The 23,667-nt window shown below is 61.4% G+C and carries 19 protein-coding genes; 10 read left to right on the forward strand and 9 right to left on the reverse strand.

Annotation, left to right across the window (positions count from 1 at the left end; all coding sequences use genetic code 11):
• Positions 1 to 42 precede the first annotated feature (42 nt).
• From pstC to pstB, 3 genes are all read left to right on the forward strand, one after another.
• Positions 43 to 1,020, forward strand: coding sequence for a phosphate ABC transporter permease subunit PstC (gene pstC, locus AC1DX3_RS19090; RefSeq protein WP_476990922.1), 978 nt, complete (start codon positions 43 to 45; stop codon positions 1,018 to 1,020).
• 11 nt (positions 1,021 to 1,031) lie between these two features.
• Positions 1,032 to 1,943: a phosphate ABC transporter permease PstA gene (gene pstA / locus AC1DX3_RS19095; RefSeq protein WP_476990923.1), complete on the forward strand. Its 912-nt coding sequence runs from the start codon at positions 1,032 to 1,034 to the stop codon at positions 1,941 to 1,943.
• A 113-nt stretch (positions 1,944 to 2,056) separates the two neighbouring features.
• Positions 2,057 to 2,866 carry a phosphate ABC transporter ATP-binding protein PstB gene (gene pstB / locus AC1DX3_RS19100; RefSeq protein ID WP_476990924.1) on the forward strand — a complete coding sequence of 270 codons (810 nt, stop codon included), beginning with the start codon at positions 2,057 to 2,059 and terminating at the stop codon, positions 2,864 to 2,866.
• Positions 2,867 to 2,995: 129 nt separating this feature from the next.
• On the opposite strand, the gene AC1DX3_RS19105 is transcribed toward pstB, so the two are convergent.
• Genes AC1DX3_RS19105 through AC1DX3_RS19125 form a run of 5 tightly spaced genes read right to left on the reverse strand, consistent with a single transcriptional unit; the run spans position 2,996 to position 7,865 of the window.
• Positions 2,996 to 4,981: an ArnT family glycosyltransferase gene (locus tag AC1DX3_RS19105; RefSeq protein WP_476990925.1), complete on the reverse strand. Its 1,986-nt coding sequence runs from the start codon at positions 4,979 to 4,981 to the stop codon at positions 2,996 to 2,998.
• A 40-nt stretch (positions 4,982 to 5,021) separates the two neighbouring features.
• Positions 5,022 to 5,879, reverse strand: a complete 858-nt coding sequence (locus AC1DX3_RS19110; RefSeq protein WP_476990926.1) for an alpha/beta hydrolase — start codon at positions 5,877 to 5,879, stop codon at positions 5,022 to 5,024.
• A gap of 37 nt (positions 5,880 to 5,916) precedes the next feature.
• The gene (locus AC1DX3_RS19115) at positions 5,917 to 6,231 is read right to left on the reverse strand and encodes a Dabb family protein (RefSeq protein WP_476990927.1); all 315 of its coding nucleotides are present in this window, start codon (positions 6,229 to 6,231) and stop codon (positions 5,917 to 5,919) included.
• Between the two features lie 52 nt (positions 6,232 to 6,283).
• Complete coding sequence (locus AC1DX3_RS19120; RefSeq protein ID WP_476990928.1) at positions 6,284 to 7,390, reverse strand: YcxB family protein; 1,107 nt, start codon at positions 7,388 to 7,390, stop codon at positions 6,284 to 6,286.
• Between the two features lie 31 nt (positions 7,391 to 7,421).
• Positions 7,422 to 7,865 (reverse strand): MerC domain-containing protein, encoded by a 444-nt coding sequence (locus AC1DX3_RS19125; protein ID WP_476990929.1) that lies wholly within the window; start codon positions 7,863 to 7,865, stop codon positions 7,422 to 7,424.
• A 186-nt stretch (positions 7,866 to 8,051) separates the two neighbouring features.
• Between AC1DX3_RS19125 and AC1DX3_RS19130 the strand changes: the two genes are divergently transcribed.
• From AC1DX3_RS19130 to AC1DX3_RS19145, 4 genes are all read left to right on the forward strand, one after another.
• Positions 8,052 to 9,230 (forward strand): glycoside hydrolase family 130 protein, encoded by a 1,179-nt coding sequence (locus AC1DX3_RS19130; RefSeq protein ID WP_476990930.1) that lies wholly within the window; start codon positions 8,052 to 8,054, stop codon positions 9,228 to 9,230.
• The gene (locus AC1DX3_RS19135) at positions 9,220 to 10,431 is read left to right on the forward strand and encodes an AGE family epimerase/isomerase (RefSeq protein ID WP_476990931.1); all 1,212 of its coding nucleotides are present in this window, start codon (positions 9,220 to 9,222) and stop codon (positions 10,429 to 10,431) included. Before AC1DX3_RS19130 ends, AC1DX3_RS19135 begins: the two co-directional genes overlap by 11 nt.
• 34 nt (positions 10,432 to 10,465) lie before the next feature.
• Positions 10,466 to 12,355 carry a sodium:solute symporter family protein gene (locus tag AC1DX3_RS19140; protein ID WP_476990932.1) on the forward strand — a complete coding sequence of 630 codons (1,890 nt, stop codon included), beginning with the start codon at positions 10,466 to 10,468 and terminating at the stop codon, positions 12,353 to 12,355.
• 92 nt (positions 12,356 to 12,447) lie between these two features.
• Positions 12,448 to 13,788: a hypothetical protein gene (locus AC1DX3_RS19145; protein WP_476990933.1), complete on the forward strand. Its 1,341-nt coding sequence runs from the start codon at positions 12,448 to 12,450 to the stop codon at positions 13,786 to 13,788.
• Between the two features lie 6 nt (positions 13,789 to 13,794).
• Here the strand turns inward: AC1DX3_RS19145 and AC1DX3_RS19150 are convergent, their stop codons facing one another.
• The 4 genes from AC1DX3_RS19150 to AC1DX3_RS19165 all read right to left on the reverse strand — a co-directional run bounded on the left by AC1DX3_RS19150 (position 13,795) and on the right by AC1DX3_RS19165 (position 20,524).
• Positions 13,795 to 15,822, reverse strand: a complete 2,028-nt coding sequence (locus AC1DX3_RS19150; protein WP_476990934.1) for a hybrid sensor histidine kinase/response regulator — start codon at positions 15,820 to 15,822, stop codon at positions 13,795 to 13,797.
• Positions 15,823 to 16,428: 606 nt separating this feature from the next.
• Entirely contained in the window at positions 16,429 to 17,514 is a 1,086-nt protein-coding gene (locus AC1DX3_RS19155; protein ID WP_476990935.1) for a DUF2336 domain-containing protein, read from the reverse strand.
• A gap of 9 nt (positions 17,515 to 17,523) precedes the next feature.
• On the reverse strand, positions 17,524 to 18,570 hold the full coding sequence (locus AC1DX3_RS19160; protein WP_476990936.1) for a hypothetical protein: 1,047 nt from the start codon (positions 18,568 to 18,570) through the stop codon (positions 17,524 to 17,526).
• A 115-nt stretch (positions 18,571 to 18,685) separates the two neighbouring features.
• Positions 18,686 to 20,524: an ABC-F family ATP-binding cassette domain-containing protein gene (locus AC1DX3_RS19165; protein ID WP_476990937.1), complete on the reverse strand. Its 1,839-nt coding sequence runs from the start codon at positions 20,522 to 20,524 to the stop codon at positions 18,686 to 18,688.
• A 107-nt stretch (positions 20,525 to 20,631) separates the two neighbouring features.
• Here AC1DX3_RS19165 and AC1DX3_RS19170 point away from each other — a divergent pair, with 107 nt between their 5' ends.
• The 3 genes from AC1DX3_RS19170 (at position 20,632) to AC1DX3_RS19180 (ending at position 23,660) form a co-directional block, all read left to right on the forward strand.
• Entirely contained in the window at positions 20,632 to 21,111 is a 480-nt protein-coding gene (locus AC1DX3_RS19170; RefSeq protein WP_476990938.1) for a YcgN family cysteine cluster protein, read from the forward strand.
• 321 nt (positions 21,112 to 21,432) lie between these two features.
• Entirely contained in the window at positions 21,433 to 21,612 is a 180-nt protein-coding gene (locus AC1DX3_RS19175; protein WP_476990939.1) for a hypothetical protein, read from the forward strand.
• A gap of 140 nt (positions 21,613 to 21,752) precedes the next feature.
• Positions 21,753 to 23,660, forward strand: coding sequence for a S9 family peptidase (locus AC1DX3_RS19180; RefSeq protein WP_476990940.1), 1,908 nt, complete (start codon positions 21,753 to 21,755; stop codon positions 23,658 to 23,660).
• Positions 23,661 to 23,667: the final 7 nt, after the last annotated feature.

The raw sequence follows: 23,667 nt of genomic DNA on the forward strand, positions 1-23,667 counted from the left end.
GCTCAATCGCAACCGAAAACGAGAATCAGGACAAAAGAACGCATGTCTGTCGCCGCCAAATCACCTCGTTTCGATCCGACCGATCCGATCTTCCGTTGGGTATCGTTCGGCGCCGCCACCCTGCTGCTGGTGGTCCTGGCCTCGCTGATCGGCACCTTGATTGTTGGCGGCTGGCCCGCCCTGTCGAAGTTCGGCTTTGGCTTCTTCCTCAAATTTCAGGCCTGCAAGACCGGTTCGGGCATGTGCCTGGCGACACCGTGGAACCCGGTGACCGATGTCTACAGCGCCACCGCACCGATCCTCGGCACCATCATCTCGTCCTTCCTGGCCCTGGCCTTCGCCCTGCCCATCGCCATCGGCATCGCCGTCTTCCTCACCCAATTCTGCCCGCGCAGCATCGCCCAGCCCCTGTCGACCGCGGTCGAGCTGCTGGCCGGCATTCCCTCGATCGTCTATGGCATGTGGGGGCTGTTCGTTTTCGCACCCTTTTTCGCCTCTACGATCCAGACGCCTCTGATCATCGCCGCGTCGCAGCATTCTGACTCATGGCTGGCCAAGCTGGTCGCCGGCGTGCCTAACGGCGCCAATATCTTTACGGCCTCGGTTGTCCTGGCCATCATGATCCTGCCCTATATGGCCGCCGTCTTTCGCGAATTGTTCCGCTCGATTCCGCCGCAGGTGCGCGAAGCCGCCTACGGCATTGGCGCCACGCCCTTCGAAGTCACGACGAATGTCATTATTCCCTACGTGCAAAAGGGCATGATCGGTGTCGTCATGCTGGGCCTGGGCCGCGCTCTCGGTGAAACCATGGCAGTGACCTTCATCATCGGGAATTCGCACAAGTTCCCGAAGTCCCTGTTCGACTCCTCGTCGACTCTGGCTTCGACCATCGCCAACGAATTCGCCGAAGCCGCCGATATGCACCGTTCCGCCCTGATCGCGCTCGGCCTCGTCCTCTTCCTGATCACCTTCACGGTGCTGGCGATTGCGCGCTGGCTGCTGTCGTCGCAGCGTTACTAGGAGTTATCGTCATGGACAGTGCACTCAGAAAAGGCGCCCCGGGTCAAGGCACAAAGACCCGCAAGACCTCCAGTGGCCGCGCCGCGCGCCGCAAGGTCGCCAACTATGTCTTCATCACCCTGTGTATTCTCGGCACCCTGGTCGCCCTGACGGCGCTCGGCCTGATCCTGTGGTCCTTGTTCAGCCAGGGTATCGGCGGGATGAACCTGCAGATATTCACCATGGACACGCCGGCGGCCGGTTCCGAGGGCGGCTTGCGTAATGCTATCGTCGGCTCGATCCTGATGTGTGGCGTCGCCATGATCATCGCCTTGGTTGTCGGCATTCTGTCCGGGACCTGGCTGGCGGAAATCGGCGGCGACACGGCCTATGGCCACGTCGTCCGCTTCCTCAACGACGTCCTGTTGTCGGCGCCGTCGATCCTTATCGGCCTGTTCGTCTATCAGGTCTTGGTGTCGGGATCGCCGATCGCGCTCGGTCACTTCTCCGGCTGGGCCGGCGCGGTCGCCCTGGCCATCCTGGCGACGCCGATCGTGACGCGGACGACCGAGGACATCCTCAACCTGCAACCCAATGCGCTACGCGAAGCCGGCATGGCCTTGGGGGCCTCGCAATTCACCACTATTCGCCAGATCATCTGGAAGGCGGCCGGCGCCGGCTTGTTAACCGGCGGTCTGCTCGGCTTTGCCCGTATTTCGGGTGAGACGGCGCCTTTGTTGTTCACCGCCCTGGGCAACCAGTTTTTCAATGCCGACATGGGGCAGGCGACCGAAAGCCTCCCGCATGCCATGTACGTCTTCGCCTTGACTCCGTATGCCGACCTTAACAAGCTGGCCTGGGCCGGCGCCCTGCTGGTTGCCGTGGCGGTTCTGGTCATCAATATCCTCGGCCGCTGGCTCGCCCGCGAAAAGCAAACCCATTAGAGCGAAAAGACTTAAGTAGACTCGTCATTTCGCTCTAAATTTATGTTTTAACGCGCAATTTATCCAAAAAATGGGAGTCATTTTTATGGATTGCGCTCTGATAGAGACCTCTTATGACCGACACAACGTCCGCCGATTTCCAGAGCGTCATCACCCCGCCTCCCGCCGATAGTCTGGTGCTGGAAGCGAAGAAGCTCAACTTCTTTTACGGTCAGCATCAGGCGCTGTATGGCGTCGACCTGCCGGTGAAGAAGAACGCCATCACCGCCTTGATCGGGCCTTCGGGCTGCGGCAAGTCGACCCTGCTGCGCGTGATCAACCGTATCTACGACCTTTATCCGGGCCAGCGCGCCGAGGGTGAGATCCTGTTCGAAGGCGAAAACATCGTGGGTCCGGGCGTCGATGTGACGGCCTTGCGCGCTCGCATCGGCATGGTGTTTCAGAAGCCGACGCCGTTCCCGATGTCGATCTATGACAATGTCGCTTTTGGTGTCCGTCTGCACAGCAACAAATCGAAGGCTGAGTTGGACGAGATCGTCGAGCGTTCGATCAAGCGCGCGGCCTTGTGGGACGAAGTGAAGGACAAGCTGCACAAGTCGGGCCTGGGTTTGTCGGGCGGCCAGCAGCAGCGTCTATGCGTGGCGCGCGGTATTGCGGTCGATCCGGAAATCCTGTTGCTCGATGAGCCGGCCTCGGCTTTGGATCCGATTTCGACGGCCAAGCTGGAGGATACGCTGGAGGAGTTGAAGCGCGACTATACGATCGTGATCGTGACGCACAACCTGCAGCAGGCGGCGCGTCTGTCGGACTATACCGGCTTCATGTTCCTGGGCAAGATGATCGAGTTCGGCCCGACGGACGAGCTGTTCGTCAAGCCGAAGGTCGACAAGACGGGTGATTATATCGGTGGCCGTTTCGGCTAAAAAGGGCCGGGGTCTGGGGTCCGCGACCCCAGGTCTTCTCTTCATTCCATAAAAAGAGCCTGGGGCCCTTGGCCCCAGGCTCTTTTTATGGAGTAAGGAAAGGCTTGGGGGCACAGCCCCCAAACCCCATTACTTTTTGACGTAAAGCGTCCGCGGCAAACTCTCCACCGTCGTCCCGTCCGTCCGCGTCGCCCGCGCCGTCAAAACATGCTCTCCCGGCACCAGCGACCCTTCGGGAAATGTAAAGGTATATTGCAGCTTCGGCCAGTTGGGATCGTACTTCAACAAAGCCGGCACGTGATAATTGACATCATCGACGCCATATTTCGCCGCCACCGCCACCTTGCCGTCCAGCAAAATATCGACCGACTTGATACCCTGCGGATCCGCCGCCACACCGAAGAACTGCGACTGGTCATGCTTGCCGATAAAGTCGCCGCGCTCCGGATGGGCGATATAGACCGGCGGGAAGAACGGACACGCACCCGCCGCCATCGCCGCCAGAGGCTTCTCCCTTACCCGCGCCGTATAAAAATCGATCGCCATCTTGTACGGCGGCAGGCTCGTCACCTTGAACGGCTCGACCTGATCGAAGGTCTCGCACAGCCGCTCATACATCGCCACCTGCTCGGGCTCGTGATAGAGGTAGGCCGGCTCCAGCACGGCGATCATCACACCTTTGCCGGCATGGGTTTTCGCCAGGGTATCGATGTCCAGCCCCCACTGCTGCCGCGCCACCACGAACCGCGTCAGCTCATCATTCGGATCATCCAGCGTAAACAACCGCCGGCCCTTCACCTTCGACGCCGGGAACTCCAGATGCACCGCGCTCATATGACTGTTGGTCGCCCACACGACATCCGGCCCGAACCGCGCCTTCGCCCGCGCATCCGCCGCGGCCAGATCCGGCTCCAGCAGACTCCAGTCCTCATTCTTCAATGAGTTACGCTCGCGCAGCTCATAGGGCAGGGTGGCCGAATGCTGCCATCCCCACTGATAGGCCGTGCCGGCAATGCCAACCGCCACGGCCAGGATCGGCCCGGTGGCGACCAGGGCCACCCGCAGACGATGACCGTTCACCGTCCTGGCCTTGGCGATAAAACTTTCCAGCAAGGCGGGGATGAGCGGCACCAAAGGCACATCGGCCATGAACGGCCAGTGCGGCATGACCTTTTTATTGACGATGGTTTGCAGGCCGTAGACCAGGAAGATGACGATTGCCTGCCAGGCCAAAAGCGCTTCCGGCTTGTCGCGATCCTTTGTCACCAGGTTCTTCACCGCCACCACCATGGCGACGAAAAACACCGGCGTGCACAGGCCCAGCTGGTTCTCGACATAGCCCAGGATGCGCCCCACATTAGGGACGAATTTCGGCCGGTTGAGGACATGGAACTGGATGGCCGGCCAATGGTTGATCGCATTATAGATCAGGGACGGCAGAAGCCCGAGAACCGCGACGCCGGCGGTGATCCACACGCCCGGCCGACGCCACAACGCACGGCCTTCGCGGTTGACCAGCATGTAGACGACGACCGCCAGGCCGGCCGCCAGGAAACGGAAGTGGATCAACAGGCCGAGCGCGGCGCATACCCCCGTCAACACCCACCATTTCAACCGGTCCTGCTGGATGGCGCGTATCAAACACCCCAGCATCAAGGCCATGCACAGCTGCAACGAGCCTTCGGGATAGAAGACCGTGCCGTTCATGCTCAGCGGCGGCATCAGGATAGCGATCATCGCCGCCCATAAGGCGTTGCGGTGGCTGGTGATCGGGGTAGCAAGAAAGTAGATGGCGAACGGGATAGCCGTGGCAATCGCCAGCGACACCAGGCGCAACGGCAGGACATGCCAGCCGGCGATCGCGGTCACGATCCGCGCCAGCCATGGGAAACCTGGCGGAATATCGGGATAGCCGAGCGCCAGATATTCGCCCGACATGACGAAATGGCCCTCTTCCCAGATGACATGGCTGATCAGGGCGACATACAGCTTCCACACCACCAGGAGGGCGCCCAGGATAAAGGTGGCGCGGATCAGGGTACGGTCGTCGCCGAGGAACGGCTTTTGCGGCTCAAGCGCCGGGCGCTCGGCGCCGAGTTCGTAGAATTGTGACATGGGCTCCGTTATAGGCAAGAAGGTCTGCGCCGGTCAAAGCCTACTTCTTGAGCAAACCGCTGTCGGACAGCCAGTCAGCCAGGCGTTGCGGCCAGCCGCGCACGGCCTTGAGGTCCGAGCGATCACCCATATTGAAGCCATGCTTGCCGCCCGACAGCACGTGGCGTTCCAAAGGCACGTCGGGCCAGGCTTGATACATGCGCGCGATGACGTCGGTATCGGCGACCGCCATCTTGTCGTCATTGGCATTGAGCAGGAAGGCCGGCGGCGGGGCATGGTCAACGATCGGCGGAATGCCGAGCGGGCCGGGATAGATCTCGATCAGGAAATCTGGCCGCGCGCTTAAGCGATCGATCGGATCGGCGGCCTTGGGATCGGGAGTCTTGGGGTTAAAGGCGACCATGGAGGTCAATTCGCCACCGGCGGAAAAGCCCATCACGCCGATACGGTTGGGGTCGATATTGTATTCCGCCGCATGGGCGCGGACCCAACGCACGGCGCGGGTCAGGTCGGCCTGGGCGTCGCCTTCTATGGAGTAGGGCGAGCCTTCCTCGCGGGCCAGGACATATTTCAGCGCAAAGGCCGTGACGCCGAGGCCTTGCAGAAATTGCGCCGGCTGCATGCCTTCCGCATTGAAGACCAGGTTCTGGTGGCCTCCGCCGGGTACGACGATGACGGCTGTGCGGGTATTGTTGGCGGGATCGGGCTTGTAGACCGTGAGGGACGGATTGTTGATGCTGCGCCACCACCACTCCGCGTGCTGTTCGGAGATGTCCTTGCGCGCTTCGAAGCCCGGTTGGCCGTTAGCCCATAGCGAAACGACCGGCGGCGCCGTGTCTTGCGCCACTGCGGGCAAAGCGACGCACATGGCGGCGGCGAAAATGGCAATCAGACGCATGGAGTCCTCCCTGTTTTGCGGGAGGCTAGCCTATTGCTCAGGCCTTGACCAGTTCCCGCGTGGCATTGCCGACCGTGTAATCGGCAGCGACGCGGACATCGCGCAGGTGGCGGACCTGTCGGATGGATTCCTGATACAGTGGATGGGCCTTATAGGCGCGAAAGTCTTCCAGGCTGGCGAATTCGCCATAGACGATGACGTCGATATCGTTGGCGATCTGGTCGATCTTTTCGTTGTAGGAGACTTCAAGCAAGGCGGCGTGCTCGATCTGGGTCAGGACAGAAAGGCCGCGGTAAATGGTGTCGCGATCGGCCGGGTTCTTGCAACTGAACATAACAATGTGGCGGATCATGGAGACTTCGTTTCTGGTGCGACAACTGCCGCCGTTCCTTAAAGCCTGTGGCCTATCCGTCAAGGGTCGATTTTGCCGCAGTGGATTTGGCGGCCTTGAACAAACGCACGGCTTCGGCATGAAAAGCCCTGGCGGCGGCCGTGTCGGCAAAGGCAGAGTCGGGCACCAATACGCCGCCCTGCGTGCCGGTCCAGGCGATCAGCTGGCCGAAATCGTGCGTTATCTTGCTCATGTCTCCCCAGGCGATGCTGACGTCGTAGGCATCACCCTTGGCGACGATCCGTTCCACCGTGAGGGTAACTGTGCGCGGCCCCTTGGCGGCCGGCGTCTTGCGCGTGGCGGGCCAGGCGAGCAAGGCCATCAAGGGTGGAAACAGGGCGAGGAAGGTCAGTAACGGCGCCAGGAGGGACGGCAGGCCCGACCAGTCTCCCGCCAAGAGCGCCTGGCGCTGCAGCCACAACGGCACGACGGCAAATCCCAGCAAGAGCACAATCAAGGTGCCGGGACGCACGAACGTGCCATAGAGAATGCGCAGATAGTAGGGGTAGAAGATGCCAAAGGTGAGATGGAAAGGCGGGGTCCGCAGGCCTTCCGCCGGCGCGGCGACGATCGGCTCGTCGTAAAAGACCTGGGCGTGCTTGTCCTTGGCTGCGGCGATGTGGCGTTTCGCTTCGGCGACAAAGTTTTGCCGATCGTGATCCGAGGTGAAGGCATCCTTGCGCACGATCATGCCGGAGCGGGCATTGGTCATCAGATAGATGATCCGGCCGGCCTGGCCGACGGAGGTGAACTGTCCCCACTGCTGGCGAGTTTCGAAACTGTCGCCGATCACCGTGAATCCGGCCGGACTCAGTTCGGCGACGCGGGGTCCTTTCAGCGTTGCATTCTTGCCGACCGTACTCACCCAGCTGATCAGCCCCACTAGGGGCAGTATGCCGAGCCACAGGACCCAGGACCCGACCAGGTATGTCAAAAGCGGCTGAATGTGGCCTTGGGACAGGCTGCGCCATGCCATGAGGGCCGGAAGCGCGAGACACACAACAGCCAGCAGGACGCCGCGCAACGGATTCAGATAGGCGCGGTAATAGGAGGCGAAATAGAATCGGCAGTAATCGCCGAAACTTAGGGAAAAGGATCGCGTGGTGATCGTAGTGCTCATGCTTTCACGCTTAGCATAAGCGGGGCGCCGATCAATCCCCGGACGTATGGCCGCAATCCGCGGTGTGGGTATGAATATGCAGCGGCCGGTTGGTCAGGTAGTTGAGCAAATGGGCGGCGGCGATGCACGACGCGCCGATCACGCTCATGGCGACTTCGATCGGCTCGAGGGCCTCGACGAAGGCGGCCAGGCCCAGCATGGCCAGCCCGACGACGATCAGGGCCGATACGCGCCATTTACGCCAGGCGTTGGAGGCAATGATGGCCCACAGGCTGAGAGGGGCCGCCAACATGACCAGAATCGGATGCACCCAGCTGTTGCCGGCAAAGACGCCGGCGACGGGCAGGAGCGCGACGACGAAGGGCAGGGCCAGACAATGGACGACGCACAGGCCGGACAAGCCCATAGACGCGAAATCCAGCCATTTCGACTTGATCCGCTTGCCATCCTTCGAATTGTTGTGGGGATGCCCCATGGTCGGTGGTAATCTCCGCGGTAAATCTGCCGTATTACTTAAATATGTTATACTGTAACTTTATGCAAGTGCGAATATGGCTGAACGGTAATTATTCTGCGAGATATCGCTTGCTCATTTAATAAATCAAATTTAATTAATCGAAGCTAAGCCCGGCGGGAAAGCGGGCATGTTTGGGAGACACTTATGACGGTGGACGCGCGACAGCGATTGGCGGACTTGCAGGCCGAATATGAGGCCTTGATTGCCCGGCGCAATGCCCCTCAGGTGCCGAACAATGGTATTTACCAGCGCTATATCTTACCGGTCATCACTGCGGACCATGCCCCGCTTGAGTGGCGCTACGATTTCAACCCGGCGACCAACCCCTTCATGATGGAGCGCATGGGCATCAATGCCACCTTCAATGCCGGCGCGATGAAGTGGCAGGGGAAGTATGTTGTTGTCGTCCGCGTCGAAGGCGACGACCGCAAGTCCTTTTTCGCCATCGCCGAAAGCGGCAACGGCATCGACGGCTTCCGCTTCTGGCCGCGGCCCATCCTCCTGCCGCAGACCGAAGTCCCCGACACCAATGTCTATGATATGCGTTTGACGCAGCACGAAGACGGCTGGATCTACGGCCTGTTCTGCACCGAGCGCAAGGACTTGAGCCTACCCCACGACCTGTCGGCGGCGACGGCGCAATGCGGCATAGCCCGGACGAAGGACCTGGTCACCTGGGAACGCCTGCCGGACCTGGTGACCCGTTCCGGCCAACAACGCAATGTCGTCCTCCACCCGGAGTTTGTCGACGGAAAGTATGCCCTTTATACCCGGCCTCAGGATGGCTTTATCAGCGTAGGCTCCGGCGGTGGTATCGGTTGGGGCCTGTGCGACGACATGACAAACGCGGTGGTCGACAGCGAGGTCATTGTCGACAACAAGGCCTATCACACCATCAAGGAAATCAAGAACGGCCAGGGGCCGGCGCCGATCAAGACGCCCCAGGGCTGGCTGCACCTGGCCCACGGCGTGCGCAATACCGCAGCCGGTCTGCGCTACGTCCTTTACATGTTCATGACCGACCTCGCCAAGCCGTGGATCATCACCCGTGCACCCGGCGGCCATTTCATCGCGCCACAAGGCCCGGAGCGTGTCGGCGATGTATCAAACGTTGCCTTCTCCAACGGCTGGATCGAGGACGACGGCAAGGTCTTCATCTACTACGCCTCGTCGGATACCCGACTGCATGTCGCGACGTCGAGTGTGGCACAGTTGATCGACTATTGTCTCCATACGCCGGAGGACCCGCTGACCTCAGCGGCGTGCGTCCAGCAACGGCTCGACCTGATTTCGCGCAATGAAGCCTATGTGAATGACCGCTGATACCGCTTTCACCAAAGCCCTGCGCCATGAGGCTCGCGTCGAGGCCAAGCACCTGCTGCGCTGGTGGGCGCGCCGAATGCCCGACGACCAGGACGGCGGATTTTGGGGTGAAGTCGATGACAATGACCGGCCGGTGGCCGATGCGCCGAAAAGCGTCATCCTCAATACGCGGATGCTGTGGTTTTTCAGCGCCATGGCGACCTATCTTGGCTCGAATGATGCCCTGTTGTTGGCGCACCGCGCCGCCAACTATATCCGCAGCTATTTTCTGGATCCGGATCACGGCGGCGTCTACTGGATGCTCGATGCCAAGGGCCAGGTCATCGATGCCAAGAAGCAGGCCTATGCCCAGGCGTTCGCCATCTATGCCTTCGCGGAATATCATAAGGTCACCCAGGACCGTGCGTGTCTGCAGATCGCTCGCCAGATCCAGCGCGACATCGAGGAACGTTTCTGGGACAGCGAGTCAGGCGGATATATCGAAGCGATGAGCGCTTTTTGGTACGACCCGAAGGACCAGCGCCTGTCGGAAAAGGACGCCGATTGTCCGAAGACGATGAACACCCACCTCCATATCCTCGAGGCCTATACCAATCTGCACCGGGTGGCGCCGGATGAGGTCTCGCACGCAGCGCTTTATCGCGCGCTCGATATCTTCGCGGCCCGCTTTGTCGATCGCGCCACCCATCATCTGCGTCTGTTCTACGATTTCGACTGGACCGACCGGACCCAGGCGGTGTCCTACGGCCACGATATCGAAGCCAGCTGGCTGATGTGGGAGGCCGCAACCGTACTGGGCGACAAGGAGATGATGGCGCACGTCCGGCCGTTGACTCTCGGCTTGGCCAAAGCCACGCTGAAGGCCGGTCTCAATGGCGACGGGGGCTTAAGTTATGAGCGGGGTTTCGACGGCCACCTCGACCCGGCCGGCGAATGGTGGGGCCAGGCCGAGGGCATGGTGGGCTTCGTCAATGCCTGGCAATTGACGGGCGATACCGCCTATCTCGATGCCGTCGAAGCCTTGTGGGTGCATCTGAAAAGTCAGTTCGGCGCCGGTGGGCGCGACGAATGGACTTGGTATGCCGCCAATGCCGGCCGTGAACCCAAATACAAGGCAGGGACATGGAAATGTCCTTACCATAATGGCCGGGCCATGATCGAACTCGACCACAGACTAAGACGCGTGAGACTAAAAGCCTGAACATAATAACACGACCCAAAACAGGGTAGGAAACATGACGCTGACACCCATCGACCTGGCCATTGTCGCCGGTTATATCGTCCTCACCATCGGCCTCGGCTTTTGGGTGGCGAAGCTCTCGTCGAAATCGCTGGCCAGCTACTTCCTCGCCGGCAACAAGCTGCCGTGGTACGTGCTGGGGCTTTCCAACGCCTCGGGGATGTTCGACGTCGCCGGCACCATGTGGATGGTCGGGCTGTTGGTCGTCTACGGCCTCAAAAGCGTCTTCATCCCGTGGCTGTGGCCGGTTTTCAACCAGATATTCCTCATGGTCTTCCTGGCGGTGTGGCTGCGCCGCTCGGGCAAGTTGACCGGCGCTGAATGGATCAGTTTTCGCTTCGGCGAGGATCTCGGCGCCCGCGCCTCGCACCTGATCAATGTCGTCTTCGCCTTGATCATGGTCGTCGGCATGCTGGCCTTCGGCTTCCTCGGCATCGGCAAGCTGGCGGCCGAATTTATCCCCTGGCATTTTAGCGCCGACCCCGAAATCAATGACAAGATCTATGGCCTGATCGTCGTCGCCCTGACGACCGTCTATTCGATCAAGGGCGGCATGTATTCCGTCGTCATGACCGAGGTCCTGCAATTCTTCATCAAGCTCGTCGTCTGTATCGCCATCGGCTGGATCGCTATATCGACCGTGACGCCCGCCATGTTGCACGCCGCTGTGCCGCACGGCTGGAACGAGGTGCTGTTCGGCTGGAACCTCAATCTCGACTGGCAGGCGGTCGCCAATACGGCCAAGCCCGAAAACAAGGTCGTCGCTACCTCGGCCATGGCCGTCATCGCCAGTGAAGGGCGTTCGGCCTTCGGTATCTTCTTCGGCCTGATGCTGTTCCAGGGTTTTTTCAAGGCCATGGCCGGTCCGGCGCCTAATTACGATATGCAACGCCTGCTGTCGGCCAAGTCGCCGACCGAGGCCGCCAAGATCTCCGGCTTCGTCAATCTCGCCCTGCTGTTTCCGCGCTACCTGATGATCGCCGGCATGGCCATCCTGGCGCTTGTCTTCATCGGTCCCGCCTGGACGCACCTGCAGGCCGAGGCCACGGCGGCCGGCAAGCCGTTCACCGGCGATATCGACGCCATCCTGCCTTGGGTCATCCGCAACTATATGCCGCCGGGTCTGCTGGGCTTGGCGCTGGCCGGCATGTTGTCGGCCTTTATGGCGACCTATTCGGCGTCGCTGAATGCGGCGCCGGCCTATGTCGTCAACGATATCTACAAGAAATATATCCGCCCCGACGCCCCGGAGCAAAGCTATGTCAACCTAAGCTATGCGACGTCGCTCACCTTTGCGGTGCTAGGCGCGCTAATCGGCTGGCAGCTGAAATCGATCAACGAAGTCGTCACATGGATTACAACGGGTCTATGGGGCGGCTATACAGTCGCCAATGTCGTCAAATGGTACTGGTGGCGGCTCAACGGTACGGGCTATGCCGCCAGCATGGGTTTGGGCGTCCTGGCGTCGGTCTACATGGTCCTCCCCAAAAGCATCACCGGTGTCACTTTCGACGCTTTGGCGGCTTTTCCATACCTATTCGTCGCTTGCCTGGTCGCCGCCGTCCTCGGCTCTTACCTCACCAAGCCGACCGATATGGCTGTGCTGAAAACGTTCTACAAAAAGACGCGGCCATGGGGCTTCTGGGGCCCAGTCCTGGCCGCTTTACGCGCCGATGAACTCGACGCCCAACCCAATAAGGACTTCGCCCGCGACATGTTCAACGCCGTGGTTGGGGTGATCTGGCAGACGGCGCTGACCGCTTCGGCCATTTTCCTGGTCATCCGCGAAATGGACAAGTTCTACCTGACGATCGGCCTGGTGGCGTTATGCATGGTCATCATGAAATTCACCTGGTGGGACCGTCTGCGCGACGAACCTGCCTGATCGCGGCCTCCGGTTTGCAAATATGGCTGGAACCTTAAGCGGGGCGTATCGTCCTGATACGCTTTTGGACTTTAAGGGCCAACAAGGCTGCCATGTTTGAATTCGGTCGTGAATTGGGTCGCATTTTCCGTAACCAGGGGCGGGCCGAGACCGATTCCAGCCTGTATGAGCTGCTGAACTTGCAATTGCTGATCACCCAGGGGCGCAATGCCGATATCGAAGGCGGCCGCGTCTCGACCAAGAATCGCTTCACCCCCTATCTCGAAGCGGCGCAGATCTGGCGCGAATATGCCCGGCGCACCGGCGATCCCGTCGCCGTCCGTCGCGCCGCCGCCGCCGCGGAAAACGCCGGCAAGGCCGCCAAGTCGGTCAATGACGCCGCCGTGGCCGTGCTGGAACAGGCCCAGACCTGCCTGCTCAGCGTCGACCTGTTCGAAACCTACGACCTGCTGAAATCGGCCGAAGACCTGCTGGCCGGCGGCCGCGCCGCTGTCCAGGACGACGAAGCCCTGCGCGCCCGTTTCAATCGCGTCGAAGGCCAGTTGGCCGCGCGTTATGCCGCCAAGGACGGTGTCGGCGGCGATCTCGAACTGGCCCTTTTGGCCATGTCGCATATCGATCGCGCCATCGAACGCGCCGATCAGCGCGTCCGCCAGACCGGCGCCGCCAGCGACAAGATCGACGCCGCCCAGGCGCGTTTCGAACGCGGCGACCTGCTGATGCTGGTGGGTGTCGATCGTTGCGATTCGTCGCTGATGCTGGCCGTGATCAAGGACTTCGAAGCTCTGCAACAACGCCTCGACCCGGCCTATGAGCCGGTGACCTATGGCCGCGTCGTGCTGCGCCTGGCGCAGGCCTATATCCGCAAGGGCGAGATCGAAGGCCGGCCGGAAATTATCAGCGAAGGCATTGCGCTTCTCAGCACCCAGGACGAGGCCGTCGATTATGAACATGCGCCGCTCGACTGGGTCGAACACAAGCAGACCCTGGCGCTCGGCCTCCAGGCCCTGGCGGAACTGACCCTCAACGAAGAGATTTACCAAAAGGCGATGCAGATCTATGACCTGGCGCTGAAGCGGCCCCTGCAAAAGGGCCTGAGCCTACGCGGGCAATTGATGAACAATCGCGCCGCCTGCCTGGCCAAGCATGCCGAGCTGAAGGGTGACCTGCGCTCCCTCGATGCCGCCGAAGTGGCCTTCAAAAGTGAACTGCGTGCCACCAAGCCGCAGGACGATCCGGTCAATTGGGCGATCCTGCAAACCAATCTGGCGCGGCTTTATGTAGCGCGCGGTGACATCACCGGCTTCATGATGGAACGCACCGAGGCTGCCTACGCCCTAGAAGCGGCGCATGAGATTTTCGTCGAGCACGGCCTGCGCGGTCTGGCCGATACGGCGCAATCGCATCTCGATCGCGTGCGCGAGCAGGGATAAAAGCCCTTAAGCCATGTCCAGCACTTCGCGGACCCGGGAGGCCAGTTCGTCGATGGAGAACGGCTTGCCGATCAGGTGTACGCCCTTGTCGACCACGCCGTTATGGACCACGGCATCGCGGGTATAGCCCGTCGTATACAACACCTTCAAATCCGGGCGGATCTGCTGCGCCCGATCGGCCAGAACGCGACCGTTGGCGTCGGGCATGACTATATCAGTGAACAGCATGGCGATTTCAGGGTGGGCTCGCAGGATGGTGAGCGCCACCGTCGCGTTATCGGCGTCGAATACGCGATAACCCAACTCGGTCAGGGCGTCGGCGCTGAACTGACGCACCGCCGGCTCGTCGTCGACGACCAGGATCACCTCTTGCTGCTGGCTCGTTGGCAAATCCTCAGTCGCTTCGGCCGTCCCGGGCGCGGCGGCGGCAGTGATACTGCGCGGCAGGTAGATTCTGATGCTGGAACCCTGGCCGACCTCGGAATAGATCTTGATATGGCCGCCGGACTGCTTGACGAACCCATAGACCTGGCTGAGACCGAGCCCGGTGCCCTTGCCGACCGCCTTGGTGGTAAAGAAGGGATCGAAGGCCTTGGCGATGACCTCGGGTGTCATGCCGGCGCCGGTATCGGTGATGGCGATCAGGACATATTGTCCGGCCGGCACGCCCAGTTCAGAAGCGGTATAGCGTGAGTCGAGATCGGCGTTCTGTGTCTCGATAATCAACTTGCCGCCGCCCGGCATGGCGTCCCGGGCATTGACGCTGAGATTGAGGATGACGCTTTCCAACTGGTTCGGATCGACCTCGACGGGCCACAGCTCGTCGGCGAGGATCGTTTCCAGCCGCACGTCGACGCCGATCGAATGGCGCAACATATCGGACATGCCGGCAACGAGTTTATTGGCGTCGATCTGCTCGGGTTGGAGCGGCTGCTGGCGTGAAAAAGCGAGCAGACGCTGGGTCAGGTTGGCAGCACGCTTAGCGCTGTCGGTCGCTGCCTGGACATAGTGCCTGGCGCGGGCATCATCCGGATCGACGCGACGGCCCAGCAGTTCCAGCGAGCCCAGGACAACGGCCAGCATATTGTTGAAATCGTGGGCGATGCCGCCCGTCAGTTGACCGACCGCTTCCATTTTCTGCGCCTGGCGCAGGGCCTCCTGGGCGTGGATCAGCTCGTTTTCACGCGCCTTGTACTCCGTCAGGTCGCGCCCCACAGCAATGAAGTTGATGCCGTCGGGCTCGGGCGAAACGGTCCAGCCGATCGGCTTCCATTGGCCGTCCTTCGCCAGGATCAGGTTCTCGAAGCGCGTCGGTTGGCCGGTTTCGGACATGCGGGTCAGGGCAGCGACAGTCGCAGCTACATTGTCGGGATGGATGATGTCGGCATAAGGATTGGTCAACAGTTCCCGTTCGCTCCAGCCCAGCACCTGGGTCCAGGCCGGATTGACCGCCGACATAGCGCCATCGTAGTCGGCGCGCGCTAGCATGTCCTCGGACAGGGTCCACAGCCGGTCGAGTTCGGCGCGTTGGCGGCGTTCGGCCAGGACGCGCCGGGTTGTTTCGACAACGATGGCGATGACGCCGGCGGGCCGGCCGTTCTCATCGGGAATCGGGGAATAGTCGAGATTCATCCAGACCTGTTCGGGCACACCGGAGCGATGCAGTGTGAGTTCCTGGTCGACATAGGCCAGAGTGCCGCCGGCCAGGCAGGTCTTCATGACATGATCGTTGAAGTCGGCGACTTCCGGCCAGCCCTCGCGCACTTTCGAGCCGAGCAGATAGGGGTGGCGGCCGCCAGCGAAAACCGAATAGGCGTCGTTATAGAGCATGACGCCGTCTTCGCCCCACAGCATGACGATCGGCACGGGCGAGCGCAACATGATGCCCACGGCCGTACGCAGGCTCTGTGACCAGGTATCGATAGCGCCGGCCGTGGTTTGCGACCATTCGTGCACGGCGATCAGTTTGCCGGTTTCGCCGCCGTTCGATTTCAGGCTGGTGACAAAGGCGCAGGCGGCGGCGGAGTCAGGCATGGCGGCGCGCCAAACGTGTCATCTGAGATCCAGCCATGACCATGTCAGCACACCCTTATGCCCGCACCACGCCGGGGCGATGCACCGTAATTAAAAGAGGTCGGACATAAAGGATCAATGATGAAGGGTTTTGCATACCGGCGGGGACGACGGTCTTGCCGATGGGGGGATTCGGAGTAGCGGAGGCCTTTTTCAATGAAAACCCGCACTCCGAATGGGCGGATGGTTGATCGTAAACGGTATAATAATGCTATGAAAAGCGATGGCAAAGCATGTGCACACTGGGAACGCCCAGTCGCTTGAGTTTAAAAAGCTTGATTCGAAGTGCCGGGTGCCAAAGGGGGCTGAACCGCTCCGAAGACTTGCCCGTCCTCGTCGGTCACCGGCCCCTAAACCCTGTTTTCGCAAGGCAAGGCCGCGTCTGTGCTGATCCCAAGCGGGCCTTTCGGAGCGCTCCGATTGGCGCGATATGGCAGAGTTCTCTTGCTTGCGACGACATCTCCAAAGTTCATCGTGAACTTTGGCAAGGCCGCCCGGCCGCCGCGCACGTTTGCGCGTATCGCTTATGTAAAAAGCTTAGTCGCAATTTGCGACGCAAATTCGCGATTAAGCGGCGTGCCCTTCGGCGCGGCGCAGGCGCCAGAAGCGGATGGTGCGCAAGGCGGTATCCTGGGGCAGTTCGGTATAGAGACGGGCATATTCCGAGGCCCGGCCCATGGCGTTTTCCGAATCCGACAGCATGATCATGGCGTAGGTCAGGAACAGCGCCTTGTCGAGGCCGGCCGCCTTGCAGGCGATGGCCAGGGCGTCGATCTCGCGCTTTTCGACCAGGTGCTTGGCGGTCAGGAAGTCGATATCCGCCATTTGCGCCAAAGCGACCAGGAACCAGGTCGGGTTCGGGTCGCGCATATATTTGGCCAGAAGCTGCGGCGTCAGTTTGCCGTTATTGCGAAGGGCTTCGACGTCCTTGGAGATGCGCTCATAGTCTTCCGGGAAGCTGCCATAGGCGATGGCGATCTTGTTGCGGCCCTTGCTGAGCGCGCTTTCGACCATGGCCGGGTCGAGCTTGGCGTTCTCGGCGATGATGCGTTCGCGCAGGCGAGCTTCGACGACAAAATACATGTCGTTCATCAAATCGACCGGCATGTCCGGCCGGTTGACGACGACTTCGTGGAGGGCGGGATTGGCCTGGGCGCGGGTGACGACCTGCTCATTGGACGCACGCGACAGGCGGGCGCCGTCATTGCTCAGCAGGGCATGCAAGGTGGTGTCGTCGCCGCGCTGGACGATGACGCCGGACACGGCTTCGGGAACGGAATCGCGCTTGGAAACGGCGCGCATATGGTCCTGGCCCTTGGTCGAGACGACATGCATCAGGTCGCTTTCGCTCAGCGCCTTGGAGCGTGTCAGGATGGGTTCGGCGACCTCGATATCGTCGACCGCCAGCTTCCGCAGCAGACCCAGAGGGGCATTGCGGGCCGAAGCGATGGTCTGCGAGATTTCGGCGCGGACGACGGTTTCCATGTCGGTCGACAACTGGGTCATGACGGTGTCGTAGAGCGCCATTTCCGGTCCCGTGACCTCGTCCGGTCGTGCCATGAAAATGCCGGTCACCTCACGTAGCAACTCGCGGCGTTTGGCGCTGGACGGTTCCTTGGCCAGGTCGATCAGATGGGTGAGGGAAGAAGACATGCGGTACCCTTAATTGGCCGGCTGGCTGTCGTCAGATGAAGAGGAGTCGGAAGAATCGGATTTATCGGAAGCATCAGAATCGTCGTCTGACGACGAGTCGTCATCTTTGCTTTCTTGAGCGTCGAGATGGGTCGTGTCGAGCAGGGCGCCGGTGGCGTTATGATCGACGGTGATCGGGTCGGGTTTGATGCCGTACTGGCGGTGCAGGCTGTAATAGCGCGGTTCGTCGGACGCATCGGTATAGTGTTCGCCCGGGATAAAGACGTGATCGGTCTCTTCCGACGCCATGGAAGCGCCAGGTTCGGGCGCGGTGGCGACGGAGGGGGCGGGCGCTTGAGCCGCGGCGGGCGCCGGGACAGGTGTCGCAGCGGCCTGCGGCGCCGGCAGGGCGTTGGCGCGGGCGGCTGCGATACGGGCGGCGTATTTGCTGGTCGCCGGAACCTGGTAACCAGCATCGGCATGGGGGGGCTGCTGAACCGGCGCGGCGGCAACGACGGGTGCGGGCGCCGGCGCGGGTGCGGGCTGAACAGCGACGGGACGCGGCTGCGGCTGGGCCGGGGCTTGCTGGCGTGGCGCCGGCTGTTGCATGGGCTGAGGTGCGGCCGGCTGGGCTGCGGCTGGCTCAGGGGCGATGGGGCGCTGCTGGGACGGCTGCGGTGCCGGCACGGTTACGCGTGGTGGGGGCGGCGGCAATTGCATGACGGCGACGGGCGCCGGCTGCGACAAAGGCACAGGGACGGATACCGAGGCCAGGGTCTGATGCTGTTGTGTCTGAGTTTGCTGGGCCTGTTCCGGAGCTTGCGGCGATGGCGCATTGGGTCGCGATTTGGTTGGCCAGTTCAGGGTCTGGACGAACGGATCGCCCACTTGACCATAGGGCGACGGCGGTACCGGGTTGGACGGAACAGGTGTGGAAGTCTGTTGCTGTGGGGCATTGGCCTTGCCTTGCCAGGTCAGGTAGCCGGTCGGCGAACTGGCGCCGGCGTGCGAGGCCACAGCCAGCAAGGCGAGGGCGCTGACGGTCAGGCACAGGGTGCGACGTGGGGGCAAGGACATAGGTTCAGGCACGGTTCCGGGCACGGTTTTCGAGTTGCAACCGTTTGATCCTAAGGCATTGGGTTTAAATATTACCTAATAGGCACGTGGAAATTGCATGCGGCCGGAAGCCGCATCACCCGGCCAGGGTGACGCGCTTGTCTTCCAGTTCCAGCCATTCCAACTCGCCGCTTTCCAGGGCCGCCCGCGTGGCATCCAATTGCCGCATGGTCGTCTCGAAGGCCTTGGGCGCCCGAGCATAGAGGTTGGGGTCCGAAAGCGTCTTTTCCAGATCCTTGATCTCGGCCTGCCATTGCGGCATCAGCTTTTCCAGGTCGTCGAGGCGCTTCTGGTCCTTGTAGCTGAGCTTGGCTTTCGGCGGCTTGGGTGCCGGCGGCGGCGGCGGCGGCGGCGCCACCGGTTCGGCGGCGATCTTGCGCGACTCGCTGCGCGAAATCTCGGCGAAGAAATCCGGGTTTTGGCGGATGAAGTCCTGCCAGCCGCCGGGCGTTTCGGCGGCACGGCCGGCGCCGTTCAGCGCCAGGGTCGAGGTTGCCAGGCGGTCGATAAAGTCGCGATCGTGGGACACAAGGATGAGCGTACCGTCATAGTCGGCCAGCATGTCTTCCAGCAGGTCGAGCGTATCCATGTCGAGATCGTTGGTCGGTTCGTCGAGCACCAGCATATTGGTGGCCTTGGCCAGGGCGCGGGCCAATTGCAGGCGGTTGCGCTCGCCGCCGCTCAGCGACTTGACCGGCTGGCGCAGCTGGTTGTCGCGGAACAGAAAGTCCTTGGCATAGGCGGCGACGTGGCGCGGCGTGCCCTGGACCATGATCGAGTCGGAACCTGAATTGGCCAGCACGTCCCACAGGGTCTCGTCGCCCTTCAAGGCGTCGCGGCCCTGGTCGAGATAGGCGACCTCGAGATTGGTCCCGAGCTTGATTTCGCCGCTGTCGGCCGGGATCTGACCCAGAAGCAGCTTGACCAGGGTCGACTTGCCGGCGCCGTTGGGCCCGACAATGGCCAGCCGGTCGCCGCGCATGATGCGGGTCGAAAACTTGGTCAGCAGGGTCTTGTCGCCGAAGGCCTTGGAGACGCCCTTCAGTTCGGCGACCAGGCGCCCGGAGGTGCCGCCGGAATCGATCGACATTTCCAGCATCTTGTCGCGGCCGCGCAGACGCGAGGCGGCATCGGCGCGCATCGCGTTCAGCCGTGCGGCGCGGCCTTCGTTACGCGTGCGGCGGGCGGTTATCGACGAATAGAAGGTCTTGGTTTCGCGTTCGATGGCCTTTTGCAGGCGCGATAGCGATTCCTCGGCGTCCTTGATGACCGATTCCGACCACGGCTCGAAGCCGGCATAGCCCTGGTCGAGCTTCAGCACCTTGCGGTCATAGAGCCAGAAGCAGCGCTGGGTCGTGCGCTCCAGGAAGGTCCGGTCGTGGGAGACGATCAGCGCCCCGCCGCGGAACGAGCGCAACCGATCCTCCAGGGTTTCGATGGCGAAAATATCTAAGTGGTTGGTCGGTTCGTCGAGGAACAGCAGGTCGGGATCTTCGGCAAAGGCTTTGGCCAGCGCGGCGCGGCGCTTTTCCCCACCCGACAGCGAGGTGCAGGCGGTTTGCGGATCGATCTGGAAGGCCCACAGTTCGGCCTCGGCGGTGTAGTGTTCGGCGCCGCCGGTCATGACCCAATCGAGGATGGTGGCGCCCGTCGGTTCCGGCTCCTGCAGCACGAAGGAATAGCGCACGCCGGAATTGACGACACGATCGCCGGAATCGGCGTCGATCAACCCAGCCATCAACCGCATCAGGGTCGATTTGCCGGCGCCGTTCTTGCCGACCAGACAGGCGCGTACGCCGCGATCGAGCGCGATATCGACGCCGTCGAACAGCGGGTTCATGCCGTCCATCAGGCGGACGTCTTTGAGAGCGAGCAGCGGAGCTTTAGACGCTGTGGTTTTTTGGGGTTTGGCCATGGCGGGGGTTTTGCCCGTCTTGTTCGCAAATGCAAAGTGATTTTTGGAAAAGGGTTGATTTTAAGGGGCGTAGGGATAACTAAGCGAGACAGCGACGAAAGACGACAATGACGGCCAGGCCTTTCTGGGAAACCAAGACTCTCGAACAGATGAACGAACAGGAATGGGAAAGCCTGTGCGACGGCTGTGGCCTGTGCTGTTTGATCCGCTTCGAGGACGAGGAGACGATGGAGGTCATCCCGACGCGCGTCCATTGCAAGCTGTTCGATCCGGACAAATGTGCTTGCTCGGACTATGCCAATCGCAAGAAGACCGTGCCGGACTGCATCAAGCTGACGCCGCACAATATCGAGGCTCTGGAATGGATGCCGTTGTCATGCGCCTATCGCCGGCTGCATGAAGGCAAGACCCTGCCGCAATGGCATCACCTGATCACCGGCGACCGTGAAAGCGTGCACAAGGCCGGCGTTTCGATCCGCGGCCAGACGATCAGCGAACTGGCGCTCAGCGAGCCCGAAGAGGCGCTCGACTTCGCCGCCTGGGACTTGAGTGAAGATCGCAGCGATTGGGAAGAGTTCGAGGATTAACCCTTTCCTCTTATCGCATTTTGATATTTCCGCGCGCTTTTCTCGTTTGTTCCTTATGTCCAAAGGCGCATGCTCAGCTTGCCCACGAGATGAAACTCAAAGGTAATTGAAGCCGGAGATGATTGACTGTCGACACATGTCGCAGTTTGGTCGCTCCGGCTTTGCCTTTTGGGGCTCCGACCTTCCTTACATGCCCTTGATGCCGGTGGTTGACACCCATCTACCTTCCTTATGGCTGCCGGCATAAGCTTAACGCGTTCATGGCCCGTTCAGGTCCATGGGACGAGATTGGTGGCGTCCGGGGAAGAAAGAGACATAGTAATGAAAAAGCTGGCCCTACTGATGGTTTCCGCTGCTGCCCTCTTGATGGTCGCGGGCTGCGCCTATGACGACTACGATTATCACGGTCACCACAATCGCGGCGACTGGCACCACGGTGACCATGACGGCGATGGCGATCACGACGGAGGCGGACACCATCACCGTCACCACGACAACTAATCCTTGATCTCCAGGTGCGCCTGGCAAGAGCAACGGCCCGCCGTCGGGGCGCCGCCCGGATTGAAGATAAGTATCTCTTGTAACCTTTAGATAAATCGGCAAAGGTGCGGCACATTTCGCCGCTCCTTGCCGAGGTTTTCATGTTTGTTACCGCCGCTCTTGCCGCCGCTGTCCTGCAGGCGCAACCCGTCGTCCTGCACAAATATGAAGGCTTGAGCCTTACCAACGACGGCACAACCATGGTAACGGTCGAGACGAGTGCCCCCCTTAATTCCCAAGGGCTACCCCATGGCGTCGTGACGGTCCGCAATCTTGCCGGCGCCGTTCAGGGGCAGCTCGATCCTTGCGGCGCTTGCCGCTACAGTGACCCGACCTGGTCTCCCGATGGCAAATCGTTGGCCTTTATCGCCGCCGACGCCAAGGCCGGTACCGTAACGCTTTATCTTGCCGCCAACGGCAAGACGCGTATCCTCACCACGGTAACCGGGGTTGCCGACCGTCCGCGCTGGTCGCCGGACGGCAAGTCGATCGCCTTGCAGGTGGTGGTCGGCGCTCACAAACAGGTCGGCGCCACCCAGGCCGGCGCCCGTCAGGTCGGTGAAATCGGCCTCTCTTCAGGCACCGATGAGCAGCGTGTCGGGATCGTCGATATCACCACCGGCGGCTTGAAACTGGTCACCCCGGAAGATACCTGGGTTTATGAATATGACTGGATGCCCGACGGCACGGGCTTCGTCGCCACGGCGGCCAAGGGCGATGGCGACAACAACTGGTGGACGGCCAAGTTGGAAGCCTTCGGTCTCGACGGTTCCGAACGCGTTATCGCCGCGCCGAAGATGCAGTTGAATTTTCCGCGCGTCGCCCCCGACGGCAAGACCGTCCTGTTCATCGGCGGGCTGATGAGCGATTTCGGACCGGTCGGCGGCGATATCTACAGCGTTCCCTTGGCGGGTGGTGAACCGGTGAATGTAACGCCCGATTACAAGGGCACTTTCAGCAGCCTGGCGGTCACCAAAACCGGCGTCGTCGCCACTGTTATCCTGGGTGGGGAGACCGGTGTGGCGAGCCTGAATGACGGCAAGGTCACCGTCCTGTCGCACGGCGAGGTCTCGACCTCGGCCGGCGACGCGCGCATCGCCGTCAGCGCCGATGGCAAGACCGCGGCCGGCGTCGTCGAAGGCTTCACAACGGCACAGCAGATCCAGGCTGGCCCATTGGGCGCCATGACGGCCGTCACCCACGATAACGACGCCGTCAAACTGACCTACAGCACGAAAAGCGTGACCTGGCAGCACGACGGTTTCGATGTCCAGGGGTGGCTGATGATTCCAGCCGGCGTCGATCCTAAAAAGACCTATCCCATGGTCACCATCGTTCACGGCGGCCCGGCGTCGGCGGTGACACCGCGCTTTACTCCGCAAGGCGCCGCCGTTGAACTGCTCAATGCAGGATATTATGTCTTCCAGCCCAATCCACGCGGCTCCTATGGTCAGGGCGAAGCCTTCACACGCGCCAATATCCGCGACTTCGGCGGCGCCGATCTGGGCGACATCATGTCGGGCATCGATGCGGTGGAAAAGGTCGCGACGGTCGATGAAGCGCGCCTCGGCATCATGGGCCATTCCTACGGGGGTTTCATGACCATGTGGACGGTGACCCACTCGCATCGTTTCAAGGCGGCGGTCGCCGGCGCCGGTATCGCCAACTGGTCGAGCTATTACGGTGAAAACGGCATCGATCAATGGATGATTCCGTTCTTCGGCGCCTCCTTCTATGACGACCCGGCGATCTATGACAAGCTGTCGCCGATCCGCACGATCAAGGACGCGACCACGCCCACCTTCATCTATGTCGGTGAACGCGACGTCGAATGCCCGGCGCCGCAATCGATGGAATTCTGGCACGGCCTGAAGGCCATAGGCGTCGAGACGTCGCTGGTCATCTATGACGGCGAAGGTCACGGCATCCGCGCGCCCGAACACGTCAAGGATCTGAGCGACCGCACGGCGGCCTGGTTCGGCAAGTACCTCGGCGTCGGCGGAAGATAAACGGCGC

Source organism: Asticcacaulis sp. P2_B1 (assembly GCF_056404915.1).